Source organism: Pseudomonas sp. B14(2017), from assembly GCF_002113255.1.
GTDB lineage: Bacteria > Pseudomonadota > Gammaproteobacteria > Pseudomonadales > Pseudomonadaceae > Aquipseudomonas > Aquipseudomonas putida_Z.
The window spans coordinates 130,955-144,402 of record NZ_NEJY01000022.1; the positions used below are offsets into that span (position 1 = coordinate 130,955).

Annotated in this window: 14 protein-coding genes; 4 read left to right on the forward strand and 10 right to left on the reverse strand. The window is 64.3% G+C overall.

From position 1 onward, the window contains the following. Positions 1-174: 174 nt before the first annotated feature. Complete coding sequence (locus CAG34_RS22455) at positions 175-714, reverse strand: type 1 glutamine amidotransferase domain-containing protein (protein ID WP_025340987.1); 540 nt, start codon at positions 712-714, stop codon at positions 175-177. A gap of 191 nt (positions 715-905) precedes the next feature. On the opposite strand from CAG34_RS22455, the gene CAG34_RS22460 reads away from it, so the two are divergent. Together CAG34_RS22460 and mutM are read left to right on the forward strand one after the other, a co-directional pair. Further along, a complete protein-coding gene (locus tag CAG34_RS22460; protein WP_178080898.1) occupies positions 906-1,724 on the forward strand; it encodes an HDOD domain-containing protein in 819 nt (272 codons plus the stop codon). Between the two features lie 3 nt (positions 1,725-1,727). Then, the gene (gene mutM, locus CAG34_RS22465) at positions 1,728-2,540 is read left to right on the forward strand and encodes a bifunctional DNA-formamidopyrimidine glycosylase/DNA-(apurinic or apyrimidinic site) lyase (RefSeq protein WP_010955661.1); all 813 of its coding nucleotides are present in this window, start codon (positions 1,728-1,730) and stop codon (positions 2,538-2,540) included. A gap of 111 nt (positions 2,541-2,651) precedes the next feature. Here mutM and CAG34_RS22470 read toward each other — a convergent pair whose 3' ends face one another. The 5 genes from CAG34_RS22470 to CAG34_RS22490 form a co-directional block, all read right to left on the reverse strand. Next, positions 2,652-2,903 (reverse strand): YfhL family 4Fe-4S dicluster ferredoxin, encoded by a 252-nt coding sequence (locus CAG34_RS22470; RefSeq protein WP_013974644.1) that lies wholly within the window; start codon positions 2,901-2,903, stop codon positions 2,652-2,654. A gap of 108 nt (positions 2,904-3,011) precedes the next feature. Further along, positions 3,012-3,491, reverse strand: coding sequence for a pantetheine-phosphate adenylyltransferase (coaD, locus tag CAG34_RS22475; RefSeq protein ID WP_014861498.1), 480 nt, complete (start codon positions 3,489-3,491; stop codon positions 3,012-3,014). A gap of 112 nt (positions 3,492-3,603) precedes the next feature. After that, positions 3,604-5,202: a GMC family oxidoreductase gene (locus tag CAG34_RS22480; RefSeq protein ID WP_085592473.1), complete on the reverse strand. Its 1,599-nt coding sequence runs from the start codon at positions 5,200-5,202 to the stop codon at positions 3,604-3,606. A 20-nt stretch (positions 5,203-5,222) separates the two neighbouring features. Then, complete coding sequence (locus CAG34_RS22485) at positions 5,223-5,708, reverse strand: twin-arginine translocation pathway signal protein (RefSeq protein WP_085592475.1); 486 nt, start codon at positions 5,706-5,708, stop codon at positions 5,223-5,225. 10 nt (positions 5,709-5,718) lie between these two features. Beyond that, on the reverse strand, positions 5,719-7,149 hold the full coding sequence (locus CAG34_RS22490) for a coniferyl aldehyde dehydrogenase (RefSeq protein ID WP_085592477.1): 1,431 nt from the start codon (positions 7,147-7,149) through the stop codon (positions 5,719-5,721). Positions 7,150-7,300: 151 nt separating this feature from the next. Between CAG34_RS22490 and CAG34_RS22495 the strand changes: the two genes are divergently transcribed. Both CAG34_RS22495 and CAG34_RS22500 read left to right on the forward strand, forming a co-directional pair. After that, positions 7,301-7,966, forward strand: a complete 666-nt coding sequence (locus CAG34_RS22495; RefSeq protein ID WP_025340981.1) for a TetR/AcrR family transcriptional regulator — start codon at positions 7,301-7,303, stop codon at positions 7,964-7,966. Between the two features lie 47 nt (positions 7,967-8,013). Continuing rightward, positions 8,014-8,868 carry a sulfurtransferase gene (locus CAG34_RS22500; protein ID WP_085592479.1) on the forward strand — a complete coding sequence of 285 codons (855 nt, stop codon included), beginning with the start codon at positions 8,014-8,016 and terminating at the stop codon, positions 8,866-8,868. A gap of 128 nt (positions 8,869-8,996) precedes the next feature. Here CAG34_RS22500 and CAG34_RS22505 read toward each other — a convergent pair whose 3' ends face one another. The 4 genes from CAG34_RS22505 to rsmD all read right to left on the reverse strand — a co-directional run. Continuing rightward, positions 8,997-9,989 carry a hydrolase gene (locus CAG34_RS22505; protein ID WP_085592481.1) on the reverse strand — a complete coding sequence of 331 codons (993 nt, stop codon included), beginning with the start codon at positions 9,987-9,989 and terminating at the stop codon, positions 8,997-8,999. Between the two features lie 59 nt (positions 9,990-10,048). Beyond that, a complete protein-coding gene (locus CAG34_RS22510; protein WP_178080896.1) occupies positions 10,049-11,374 on the reverse strand; it encodes a pitrilysin family protein in 1,326 nt (441 codons plus the stop codon). 71 nt (positions 11,375-11,445) lie between these two features. Further along, on the reverse strand, positions 11,446-12,789 hold the full coding sequence (locus CAG34_RS22515) for a pitrilysin family protein (RefSeq protein WP_085592485.1): 1,344 nt from the start codon (positions 12,787-12,789) through the stop codon (positions 11,446-11,448). Positions 12,790-12,860: 71 nt separating this feature from the next. Continuing rightward, positions 12,861-13,448 (reverse strand): 16S rRNA (guanine(966)-N(2))-methyltransferase RsmD (gene rsmD, locus CAG34_RS22520; protein ID WP_085592487.1); only part of this gene is annotated, 588 nt, incomplete at its 5' end.

Below are 13,448 nucleotides of genomic sequence, written 5' to 3' on the forward strand. Positions count from 1 at the left end.
ATTATAGCCTGTTGCCGGGCCGCATGCCCGTTGTGGGAGCGGCCTTGTGTCGCGAAAGGGCTGCGCAGCAGCCCCAGGGTTTCAGCAGCGCTGCATGGATTGCCGGGGCCGCTTTGCGGCCCTTTCGCGACACGAGGCCGCTCCTGCAGGCCTCGCGTAGGCCATGAGATGGCGTCAGGCTGCCAATGCCTTGATCAGTTGCTGGTTGAACGCCGGAATGTCGTCGGGTTGGCGGCTGGTGATCAGGTTGCCATCGACGACCACTTCTTCATCCACCCAGTCTCCGCCGGCATTGCGGATGTCGTCCTGCAGGGTCTTGTAGCTGGTCAGCCGCTTGCCCTTGGCTAACCCGCACGACACCAGCAACCAGCCACCGTGGCAGATCACCGCCAGCGGCTTGCCAGCCGAATCGTGGCTTTTCACCAGTTTCTGCGCGGCGGGGATCAACCGAATCGTGTCAGAGTTTTGCACGCCGCCGGGCAGCACCAGGGCATCGTAGAGGTCCAGGTGGGCGCTTTCGAAGGTTGCGTCCACGGCGAATGCGTCGGCCGGCTGGTCGTGGTTCCAGCCGCGTACCGTGCCCTCCTTGTCGCTGAGGATATCCACCACCGCGCCGCTCTGCTCCAGGGCTTCGCGAGGGCCTGTCAGTTCCACTTGCTCGAAGCCGTCGGTGACCAGGAAAGCCACTCGCTTGCCGTTCAGTTCTGCACTCATGGGCCTTGCTCCTTTCCTTGATGAATATGAGAAAGAGGCACGGATGGATAAAGTAAAGTTCCGGCGCAACGATTCAGTGGTTGGTCCATTTCCGGTCTGGAGGGTTAGAATCGCCGGTCCCAAACGAGTGTGCACGTATGTCCCAAGAACTCAGCGCCGAACAGATCCAGCAAGCCTTGCAAGGCATCACCATTCCGCCGCAACCGCAGATCATGGTCGATCTGCAGTTCGAGCAGTACATGCCTGACCCGGACCTGGAAACCATCGCCAAGCTGATTTCCCAGGACCCGGGCCTCTCGGGCGCCTTGCTCAAACTGGTCAACTCCCCGCATTTCGGCCTTTCCAACAAGATCGGTTCGATCCAGCGCGCGGTGAACCTGCTGGGCAGCCGTTCGATCATCAACCTGATCAACGCCCAGTCGATCAAGGGCGAGATGAGCGACGAGACCATCGTTACCCTCAACCGCTTCTGGGACACCGCCCAGGACGTGGCGATGACCTGCCTGACCCTGGCAAAGCGCACCGGCATCCAGGCGGCAGACGAGGCCTACACCCTGGGCCTGTTCCATGACTGTGGCGTGCCGCTGATGCTCAAGCGCTTCCCCGACTACATGGATGTGCTGGAAGAGGCCTATGCCAAGGCCGACGAGGAAACCCGCGTGGTCGACACCGAAAACCGCGCGTTCAACACCAACCATTCGGTGGTCGGCTATTTCACTGCCAAGTCCTGGCGCCTGCCCGAGCACCTCAGTGCGGCCATTGCCAACCACCACAACGCCCTGGCGGTGTTCCGCGACGAGAGTTCGAGCAATACCCAGAGCCAGCTTAAAAACCTGCTGGCGGTGCTGAAGATGGCCGAGCACATCTGCGCGTCGTACCGGGTGCTGGGCAACCAGGCCGTGGACCACGAATGGAATGTGGTCGGCCCGCTGGTGCTCGATTACATTGGTTTGTCGGAATACGATTTCGAAAACCTCAAGCAGAACATTCGCGAGTTGGGCGGGCACTGACACATGCCGGAATTGCCAGAAGTAGAAACCACCCGGCGCGGTATTGCGCCCCACCTGGAAGGCCAGCGCGTCAGCCGGGTGGTGGTACGTGACCGGCGCCTGCGCTGGCCGATTCCGGAAGACCTGGATGTGCGCCTGTCGGGGCAGCGCATCGTCAGTGTCGAGCGGCGCGCCAAGTACCTGTTGATCAATGCCGAGGTCGGCACCCTGATCAGTCACCTGGGCATGTCGGGCAACCTTCGCCTGGTCGAGCTGGGCTTGCCGGCGGCCAAGCATGAGCACGTGGATATCGAGCTGGAGTCGGGGTTGATGCTGCGCTACACCGACCCGCGCCGCTTTGGCGCGATGCTGTGGAGCCTGGACCCGCTCAACCACGAACTGCTGCTGCGCCTGGGGCCGGAGCCGCTGACCGACCTGTTCGATGGCGAGCGGCTGTTCCAGCTGTCCCGTGGGCGGTCGATGGCGGTCAAGCCGTTCATCATGGACAACGCGGTGGTGGTGGGGGTGGGCAACATCTACGCCACCGAGGCGCTGTTTGCCGCCGGCATCGACCCTCGTCGGGAAGCGGGCGGGATTTCCCGGGCGCGTTACCTGAAGCTGGCGATCGAGATCAAGCGCGTGCTGGCGGCGGCGATCGAGCAGGGCGGCACCACGCTACGCGACTTCATCGGTGGCGACGGGCAGCCGGGGTACTTCCAGCAGGAATTGTTCGTGTACGGGCGGGGCGGGCAGCCGTGCAAGGTGTGTGGCACGGAGTTGCGCGAGGTGAAGCTGGGGCAGAGGGCGAGTGTGTATTGCCCGCGTTGCCAGCGCTGAGGCTTGAGGCCCTATCGCCGGCAAGCCAGCTCCCACAGGTACTGCATAGCTCTCGAGAGCGATGATATCTCTGTGGGAGCTGGCTTGCCGGCGATGAGGGCTGACCTGATATCAGGCCTTGCCAGTAATCCGGCGGTACTTGGCCATCAGCTCTTCTTCGGTTTCCGGGTGCGCTTCATCCAGCGGGATGCAGTCGACCGGGCAGACCTGCTGGCATTGCGGCTCGTCGTAATGGCCCACGCACTGGGTGCACAGGTTAGGGTCGATCACGTAGATCTCTTCGCCTTGGGAGATGGCCTCGTTCGGGCACTCGGGTTCGCAGACGTCGCAGTTGATGCAATCGTCGGTGATGATCAGGGACATGGGGACTCCGGCCGGGGCTCTGCGCCCGGGCATGTTCAACGCAGTGGGCACAATTGTGCCGCATTCGCGCCCGCAGTGCACGCGGGCGCGATGATCAGCCGCTAAAGGTCACTTCTTGAAGCGTTCGGTCAGCGCCTCGGCCACCACCGGGTGGACGAACTTGCTGATATCACCGCCCAGCGCGGCAATTTCCCGGACCAGGGTCGAGGAAATGAACGAGTAGCGCTCCGAAGGCGTGAGGAACAGGCTCTCGACGTCGGGAGCCAGTTGCCGGTTCATGTTCGCCAGCTGGAACTCGTACTCGAAGTCGGACACCGCACGCAGGCCACGCAAGAAGACGTTGGCGCCCTGTTCCTTGGCGAAATGCGCCAGCAGCGAGGAGAAGCCGATGACTTCGACATTGGGCAGGTGCTTGGTGACCTCACGGGCGAGCTCCACCCGTTGTTCCAGCGGGAACAGCGGGTTTTTCTTCGGGCTGGCCGCCACCGCGATGATCACGTGGTCGAACAGCCGCGAGGCGCGCTCGACCAGGTCGCCATGGCCTTTGGTAATGGGGTCGAAAGTACCCGGGTACAACACTCGGTTCATCGCGTCATCCTGGCTGGAGTGCGTTGGGGAGTCGGATGGTAGCGCAGCGACGGCGCCCCGGCCAAGTCATGCGGCCGGCTGATGGCACTATAGACAGGGGGCCTGTTCCTTGTCATGCGCTGTGTGCCAGGCGGGCGACCAGCGCTTCGGTGAGCCTGGCGCTGATGGCATACACCGACAGTTGCGGGTTGGCGCCGATACTGGTGGGGAACAGCGAGCCGTCGTGAACCGACAGGTTTTCCAGCTGGTGATGGCGGCCAAGGCTGTCGCATACCGCCTGGCGCGGGTCGTCGCCGAGGGCGCAGCCACCCATCACGTGAGCGCTGCCCAGGCGCGTGCGGAACGGCTCCAGGCGCAACTTGTCGATCATGGCCAAGGCCTGCTCCAGGCTGGACGCGGCGCTGGCATCGCTGTGCATGGGGGTGACCTGGGTGGCGCCGGCGGCGAACTGGATCTGCGCCATGCTGCGGTAGGCGCGGCGCAGGCCGTCGCGCAGGTAGTCGGTGACCGGGTAATCGAGCACCGGTGAGCCATCGCCGCGCAGCTCCACGGCCCCTCCCTGGCTTTGCGGGTGGAAGCCGTCACGCAGCAGCGCCAGCATCACGTGGGTATGTGGCAGTTCGGCCATGCGCCGGGCATTCTCGTGGCCATGCCCGCCAAGCAGTGTGCTGGCCAGGGCCGGGTGCAGCGGTGGCACTTCCAGCTTGTAGCCAACCGGGCCGTCGCTGCCGCCTTGCCATTGGAAATGGTCGCTGTAGATGGATTGCGGGGCGCCGTAGTAGGGGTCGATACGGTCGTTGAAGCGTGCTGCGCTGAAGTTGACCAGGTGCAGGAAGGTACGTTTGCCCAGACGGCCATGCGGGTCGGGCGCGTCGGAACGCAGCAGCAGGGCCGGACTGTTGATGCCGCCACCGGCAAGGATGTAGTGACGCGCGCGAACGCGGATCTGACGGCCCGTAGTGTGCACGCCCTGGCTATCCAGCGCCTGGCATGACAGGCCCTGGATGCGCTCGCCGTTGTGTTCGAAGCGCTCGGCCCGAGCCAGGTACAGCAGCTCGCCGCCTTGTTCGAGGGTGGCGGGAATACGCGTGACCAGCATCGACTGCTTGGCATTCACCGGGCAACCCATGCCGCAGTAGCCCAGGTTCCAGCAGCCGCGCACGTTGCGCGGGATCACCGCCCAGCGGTAGCCCAGCTGTTCGCAGCCACGGCGCAGCACGTCGTTGTTGGCGTTCGGTGGCAGGGCCCAGGGGGTGATGCCCAGTTCCTGCTCGATGCGCTCGAACCAGGGGCGCATTTGCTCCTCGCCCAGGCCGGTCACGTTGTGGGCTGCGGCCCAGTGCGCCAGGGTCTGTGGCGGCGTGCGAAAGCTCGAGGTCCAGTTGACCAGCGTGGTGCCGCCCACGGCGCGGCCCTGGAGGATGGTGATGGCGCCATCCTTGCTCATGCGGCCCAGGCCTTCCTGGTACAGGCTGGCATAGGCTTCGTTTTCCAGCAGGTGGAAATCGCTGCTGGTCTTCAGCGGGCCTTCTTCGATCAGCAGCACCTTGAAGCCGGCAGTGCTGAGCATTTGCGCGCTGGTAGCGCCACCGGCACCGCTGCCGATCACGGCAATGTCGGCTTCCAGCGTGAGGTCGTGCTCCAGGCGCGAGGCGTCGTGGGTGATCCAGCCGCTTTCCAGGCCTTGGCGAAACGGGTCGGGTACAGGCATTGGCGCTGCTCTTGTTGTTTTCAGATTTTCGGTGGCCCGGGGTAGCCGCAGGCGGCCCAGGATTCGGGGCGTTCGTACCAGGCCATCTGCAGCAACTGCAGCAGCGAGGCGTGGCCCATGCGCAGCAAGTTCAGCGAGCTGTCCTGCCAACGTTGCAGGAAGGCCGTGACCTGCGTGGCGCTGGCTTGCTCCCAGGCGCCCCAGACACCGGTCAGGGGGCCGCGGGTGAGCGGCAGGTTGAGCACGTCGAACAACTGCCGGGTGAGTTTGAGCATTTCCGGCGACAGCGCCGCCAGCTTGTGGTCGAGGCTATGCAGCACCAGTGTCTCGGCGGCCTGGGTGCCGGCCAGTACCACCGGGATCAGCGCGCGCAGCAGCGGCAGGTCGTCGTCGCGCAGTACCTGGTAACCCGTTGCGGCTGTCTGTGCGCTGCAGCCGACCAGGCTGGTACCGGCCAGAAAGACGCTGGCGCCAAGGCTGAAGCGCAGCAGTTCGCGGCGGTGCATGGGCCGGCCCTCAGCGGATGAAAAGCTTGAAGACCAGGCGCTGCAAGGCTTTGCCATAAGGCGGGTAGATCAGCCGGGCAGCATTGAAGCGTTGCTTGGCCAGCACCGCCTTGGCCTTGCTGAAGGTCAGGAAGCCGTCGTGGCCATGGTAATGGCCCATGCCTGAAGGGCCGATGCCGCCGAACGGCAAGTCATCCTGGGCCACGTGCAGCAGGGTGTCGTTCAGGCACACTCCGCCGGAGTGGGTGTGGCGCAGCACCTGCTCCTGGGCTGCGCGGTCATAGCCGAAGTAGTAAAGCGCCAGCGGGCGCGGGCGCTGGTTGATGTAGGCCAGTGCCTGCTCGAGGCTGTCGTAGGGCACCAGCGGCAGCAATGGGCCGAAGATTTCGTCCTGCATCACCTGCATGCCGTCGTTCACCCCCAGCAGCAGGTGGGGTGGCAGGCGCCGGCCCTGGCGGGTTTCACCGGGGTACAGGTCGAGTACCTGCGCACCTTTGGCGTGGGCATCGTCCAGTAGATGCTGCAAGCGCTGCAGCTGGCGCTGGTTGATGATGGCGGTGTAGTCGGGGTTGCCGGCGATGCGCGGGTACAGCCGGCGTACGGCGCGCTGGTAGGCGTCGCTGAAGGCCTCCAGGCGCTCGCGTGGCACCAGCACGTAATCAGGGGCGACGCAGGTCTGGCCAGCGTTGAGGGTCTTGCCGAAGGCGATGCGCTCGGCGGCGCTGTCCAGCGGTACGTCGGCCGAGACTATGGCTGGCGACTTGCCGCCCAGTTCCAGGGTGACGGGGGTCAGGTTGTGCGCGGCAGCCAGCATTACCTGGCGCCCCACACTTGTGGCGCCGGTGAACAGCAGATGATCGAACGGCAGGCGGGCAAAGGCCTGGCCTACCTCGACCTCGCCTAGCACCACGCTGACCAGGTCGGTGGGGAACACCTGCTCCAGCAGTTGCTTGAGCGCCTGGCCAGTGGCGGGCGTGGCTTCGCTGAGCTTGAGCATTACCCGGTTGCCGGCGGCCAGGGCGCAGGTCAGCGGGCCGATGGCAAGGAACAGCGGGTAGTTCCACGGCACGATGATGCCGACCACGCCCAGGGGTTGGTAGCGCACCTGCGCGCTGGCCGGCTGGAAGGCCAGGCCGACCTTGCGCCGGCTGGCGCGCATCCAGCGTTGCAGGTGCTTTTCGGCGTGGCGCAGGCCTTGCACCGAGGGCAGCAGCTCGGCCAGCAGGGTCTCGTCGGCGCTGCGCCCCTCAAAGTCCTGGCCGATTGCCTCGATCAGTTCGGCCTGGCCGGCCAGCAAGGCTTCCCGCAGGCTTTTCAGCCATTGGCGCCGCTGCGCCGCCGCTGGCAAGGGGTTGTCGGCAAAGGCCTGGCGCTGGGTGGCGAACGTCGCCGCAAGGTCGAGGTCGGATTGCACAGGGGGCAAGGCACTGGGCGAGTTCATGGCGGCGTCGAGTCCGGGCAGGGAATCCCTAGAGCCTATACTCTAATTTGTACGATGGTGCGAATTTTTCCGCGTTGTCGAGCGGTGCATTCCATTGCCAATACGCCGTAAGATGACCCTTTGATGAAGGCCCGCAGACTGGGAGCTGAGCATGGCCCCGCGCATGAAGACCCGAGAGCGCATCGTGCAGAACAGCCTCGAGCTGTTCAACCAGCAGGGCGAACGCAGCGTCAGTACCAACCACATTGCCGCGCACATGGAAATTTCGCCCGGCAACCTGTATTACCACTTCCCCAACAAGCAGGCGATCATCGCTTTGCTGTTCAGCCAGTACGAAGAACTGGTGGACAGCTTCCTGCGCCCGCCGCAAGGCCGCGCGGCGACCGTGGAGGACAAGCGCTTCTACCTCAAGGCCCTGCTGGCGGCGATGTGGAACTACCGTTTTCTGCACCGCGACCTGGAGCACCTGCTGGACAGCGACCCGGAGCTGGCCGCCCGTTATCGGCGCTTTTCCGAGCGCTGCCTGCGCCAGGGCCAGGCGATCTACCGCGGCTTTGTCGAGGCGGGCATCCTGGCCATGGCACCAGCGCAGATCGAATCGCTGACCATCAACGCCTGGATCGTGTTGACGTCCTGGGTACGTTTTCTCAGCACCACGCGGGAGCATTCCGCGCACCTGGGTGAAGAAGCCTTCAAGCGCGGCGTCTACCAGGTACTGGTGCTGGAGCTGGGCTTCGTCACCGACAACGCCCGCAATGCCGTGGACGCCCTTTGCCAGGAATTCCATGTACCGTTCAACCAGGCCCTGGAGCACTAGCCCAGGGCCTCAGTGCTATCGATAGTGCCATCGATCAGGAGATTGTCATGCCCCTTGCGCAATTGATCACCCCGCAGCAGTTGGCCGAGCGTCTGGGCTCGCCCAAGTTGGTGATCCTCGACTGCCGCTTTGCCCTCGAGGATGTGGACTATGGCCAACGCAGCTATGCCCAGGGGCATATTGCCGGGGCGCATTTTGCCGACCTGGAGCGTGACCTCAGCGGGCCGGTGAGCAAGGGGCGCACCGGGCGCCACCCGTTGCCGGATGGGCGCCGGCTGGTCGAGCGCCTGCGTGAGTGGGGCCTGGACGATGACAGCGAGGTGGTGCTGTACGACGACGGCCCTGGCGCTTTTGCCGCCCGTGCCTGGTGGCTGCTGGCCTGGCTGGGCAAGCGCAGCGGCGTGGCGATCCTCGACGGTGGCCTGAAGGCCTGGCATGCAGCGCACCTGCCGCTCAGCCTGGACCCGCCGCTCAAGCGGGAAGGCACCTTCAACGGTGAGCCGGACGGCAAGCTGCTGATCAATGCCGAGCACCTGGCCAAGCGCTTGGGTAACGCAGACCTGACCTTGATCGATGCGCGTGCCTTGCCGCGTTTCCGTGGCGAAGTGGAACCGATCGACCCGGTGGCGGGGCATATTCCGGGGGCGCAGTGTGCGGCGTTTACCGACAACCTGGGGGCTGATGGGCGTTTTCTGCAGCCGGACCAGCTAAAACAGCGCTTTGCCGAAAAGCTAGCCGGGCGGGCGCCGGAGCAGTTGGTGGCGTATTGCGGGTCAGGGGTGACGGCGTGTCATAACCTGTTTGCCCTGGCGTTGGCCGGGTACCCGCTGGGCAAGCTGTATGCCGGGTCGTGGAGTGAGTGGATCAACGATCCGCAGCATGGCGTAGCCACTGGCGAGTAAGCAGGCCCGGCCTCATCGCCGGCAAGCCAGCTCCCACAGGTACACCACTGCCCATAAGGCCTATACCACACCTGTGGGAGCTGGCTTGCCGGCGATGAGGCCGGTACTGCCAATTAAAACCGCAGCTCCTATTGACCCTCCACCAGCCACTGTGGAATCCGCCGCTCCAGGTAATAGCCCGGGTTGCGCAGGCTGCCATCGACAAAGCCCACATGGCCGCCGCGGCTGTGCAGTTCGAAGCGGGTTTGCGGCGCCAGTTCGCGGGCTGTTGGCAGGCTGTGACCGGAGACGAAAGGGTCATCGCTGGAGTGGATGATCAGCGTCGGCGTTCGGTTCTGGCCGAGGAAAAAATGACTCGATGAGCGGCGGTAGTAGTCGTGCGCATCGCGAAAACCGTTCAGCGGTGCGGTGACCTTGCCGTCGAAATCCCAGAACGTGCGCAGGTTGGCCAACGGCCCCAGCCGTTGCAGCGTCGCCAGCCCTTCATGCTGGCCCTTGTCGTGGAAGTGCCGCTGCTTGAGCTGCACATAAGCCAGCATCTCGCGCATGAAATGCGCCTGGTACACCTTTGAAAAGCCCTGGCCGATGCGGTCGGCGCAGTGGTCCAGGCGAAACGGCACCGACACCGCTACCGCAGCCTGCAACTGGCTGGCGACACCGCTTTCGCCCAGGTATTTCAGCAGCACATTGCCCCCCAGCGAATAACCCACCGCATACAACGGCGCCAACGGGCGCTGGGCACGCAGGTGGCTGACGATTTCGGCCAGGTCTTCGCTGGCGCCGGAATGGTAGCTGCGTGGCAGCAGGTTGGGCTCGCCCGAGCAACCGCGCCAGTTCACCGCCACGCTGGCCCAGCCGCGGCCTTGCAGCGCTTGCTGCAAGCCTTTGACGTAGGGCGAGTGGGAGGATCCGGTCAAACCGTGCAGCACCAGCACCAACGGCGCGTGGGGCTGGTGCGGGCCGTGCCAGTCCAGGTCGATGAAGTCGCCATCGGCCAGCCATAGCCGCTCGCGGTTGCGCTGCAGCTCTGGCAGTTTTCGCCACAATGGCCCCCACAAGGTTTGCAAGTGGGGATTGGCAAGGCCGAGGGCTGGACGGAACGTTGCGCTGGGGCTGGGCATGTGGGCGACTCATGTTGTGCGTGCCTAGAATGCCATGGAAAAACCCCGATGTACCTGCGCTATTGGTCGTCCTTCATTGTTTCCGGCAGTGGCAGCTGCACTGACTCGGGGCCTACGGTCACCAGCACTTGCGTCGCGTTGCCCAACCACACCTGCCCGGCTTCACGCAGGTTCGCAGGCGTGAGCGACTGTAGCCTTTCAAGAAAAGTGGCAAGGTGATCGCCTGGCAGCCCTTGGTGGCTGTAAGTCGCAAGTGCTCTGGCCAGTTTGGCGCTGTCTGCAAGGTCGTGATGCAGCTTGGCCGCAATTTCGTTCACAGCGATGTCGCACTCTGCCTGGCTAGGGCCTCGTTCGCGCAGGCACGCGACAATCCCCGACACCAGGGCCGCTGCCGCATCCCGGTACTGCGGGGCGATGTCCCAGTGAATTTGCAGCAGGCATGCCGCATCCAGCGGGTTGAGGTCGGAGTAGATGGCGTAGGTCAGGCTGCGCAGGGTTCGCAACTCTTGCGTCAGGCGTGATTCATAGCTGGTGCCAAGTATCACGTTGAGCAGCGTCAAGGCCGTAAATAGCGGGCTGCTTGGCGAAGCTTTCGAGGACAACGTCAACAGTGCCCGGGTGGCGCTGCCGGCGGCGGCCAGGTGCTGCACGAGTGGCAGGTGTTCGGGGAGTGGCGGCGGGGCGGCGGCGGCCCACTCCTGCGGCAGGGCACGGGTGAGTTCGTCGATCAGTTGCTCCGCATCATTGCGGCTCAGGTCCCCCACCAGGCCAATATCCAGATTGTTCGCCGAGTAAGCCTTCTGGTGGAAGTCCCTGATCTGCTCGACATTGACGGTGCCACTGGCCGTCGTGGTGGCGCTGGCAGCGTACGGATGATCACGGAAAACATGAGCCATCGTGGTGTTGGTAAGCCGTACCAGGGGGTGGCTGCCCTGTCGGACCCGGTTGAAAGCCAGCCGCTCCCGGATTTTCGCCACGTCAGGCTCCCTGAAAGCAGGATATGCCAGCATCTGGGTGAACAGTTGCATCACGCTGGCGCGTATCGCGGGCAAGCTCAGGCAGCGGAGTGAGATGACGGCACTGTCATCGGTGATCCTTCTGCTGAGGATGGCCCCGAACCCGGCCAGCTGCTCGGCAAACTGTGCTGCATCGAGCTCCCCGGTCCCTTGGTCGAGGCTGTACAGGGTAACTGCAGCCAGGCCTGGGTTTGCACCGTCAAGCACGTTGCCTGCACGAAAGCGCAAGGCCAGGTCGAACATCGGGCGGTCATGGTCTGCGATGAAGCTGACCTTTGCGCCGCCGGCGGTTTGCCAACGCTCGGCGGCGGCTTGCAGGGGCGGTACCTGGCCAAGCTCGATTTCCTTGGCCGACTCCAGGTTGGCCATGGCCTCCAAGGCGGTATCGGTAGTTGGGCCGTCGCACAGCGTTGGTCGGGTGGTCGTCAAGTTGTCAGGGCTCATGCTGGCACTCCTGGCCGAAGGTAGGTTGTGGTCAGCCGTTCGCGCCCCAGATAGGCAACCGCCACCTGTTGCACTGTCGCGCTGTCGAGGTCCCGGATGAGAGGGCAGTCCTCGTCAATCACCGATGCTGGCAAACCGGCGGCGGCAGCGGCGCCCAGCTCGTCTGCCTGGGAGGTGAGCGCGTCGAGGTCGAATAGCCGTCGGGCGAGCATGCGCAACTTGGCGCGCTGCAGCTCTGCTTCCGGCAAGGCAACGCTGCGCAGCGCCTGCACATGCTCGTAAACGGCTTGGGCGGCGTCTTCCGGTGTGGCGTGGGTGGTGTTCACGTAGGCTGAAATCGTCAACAGTGTGTCGCCACGTACCAAGGGCTCGTAGGACACTCGCACACCTGTAAGCAGGCGCCTGTCCCGTACCAGATCGCTGTACAGCCGGGAGCTGAAACCTACGCCAAGCAAGTCGCAAAGCAGGGTCAGGGCAAGCGATGTCCCGGCGTCGGGAGCTGTTGCTCGGCCTGGAACGTTGAATGACATGAACAGCCCCTCGCGTAACCCTGGCAGGCTTACGGTGTGGCTGCGGGCCTGCAGTTGAGTGTCATGGCGTGGAACAGGCCGGTCGGCGACAGGCGCTTTCGGCACGCCTGCGAAGTAACGCGCCACATGCTGCCGGAGCGTTGGCAGGTCAACGCTGCCGACTACCACAAGCGTTGCGTTGTTGGGCTGATACCAGGACCTGTACCAGGTTCGCAGCGCCGCCAGGTCGATGCTGTCCAGGTCTGCCGGATAACCGAAGCTCGGGCCTGCATAAGGGCTGGTGCCATGGGCCAGAGCGTTATGCTGATCGTATGCCTGTCGGTCGGGCTGGACGTCCAGCTTGAGCCGGCGCTCGTCCTCCACCGCCTTTATCTCCCTTTCTATCTCCGCTTGACCGAAGGTAGCGGTGCTCATGGCATCGGCCATGATTTCCAACGCTATGGGCAGGCGGCTGGCCGGTAGCGAGATTTCATAGGAGGTGGCGTCCAGGTGGGTGGTGGCATTGGCATTGCCCCCTATACGTGCGATCACCCGGCTGTATTGGCCGGCGGGCAGTTTGCTGCTGCCTGCGAAAATCAGGTGCTCCAGTACGTGAGACAGGTTCGTGTGGCCGGCAGGCTCATGGCTTGAGCCTATGTGGTACCAGAGTTGGACTGCGGCTAGAGATGTCTTGTGATTTTCTCGCAAGTAAACGGACAGGCCGTTTTCCAGCGTGAAGTGCTGCAATGGCGAGGTAGTGGTGCAGGACAAGGCGTCAAGCCCTGCAGAGACCTGGCCCAGGTCGGGCGGCGAAGTAGGTGGTGAGGTCATCGCTGAAGTGCTCTGGTTGATATGAACCCGAACAGCTTCAGCGACAAGGGTGCTGCACCTGCTTTAAATAATTAGCCCCGCTGCCAGAGCGCGTAATGTACCTGGCCGGTCTTTTTCTCTCGATGCAGGCGCCAGTTACCTGGCAATTGCAAGGTCGATGGGGCAGCCTCGCTTTCTGTGTAGACCCACGCCTGCTCGCGCAGCCACTGGTTCTGTTCCAGCAGGTTGCAGGTGTCGGCCAGCAGGTCCTGGTGGAACGGCGGGTCGAGGAACACCACGTCGAACTGCTGCTTGGCCGGGCCTTGCAGATAGCGCAGGGCGTCGGTCTGCAGGATTTGCCCGCGCGGGCAGCGCAGGATCTCGAGGTTGTTCTTCAGGTTGGCGATGGCCGCCGGGTTGCTGTCCAGCGCGACGGCGTCCTCGGCCCCGCGGGACAGGGCTTCGAGCACCAGGGCGCCGCTGCCGGTGAAGGCGTCCAGCACGCGGGCACCCTCGATATAGGGTGCCAGCCAGTTGAATACGGTTTCGCGCACGCGGTCGGGCGTTGGCCGCAGGCCTTCGCCTTCCGGCACCGCCAGACGGCGGCTGCGCCATTCGCCGGCGATGATGCGCAGGTGGCCCTGGCCCTTGCTTTGGCCCGGTTGCGGGCGGGCGGGAGG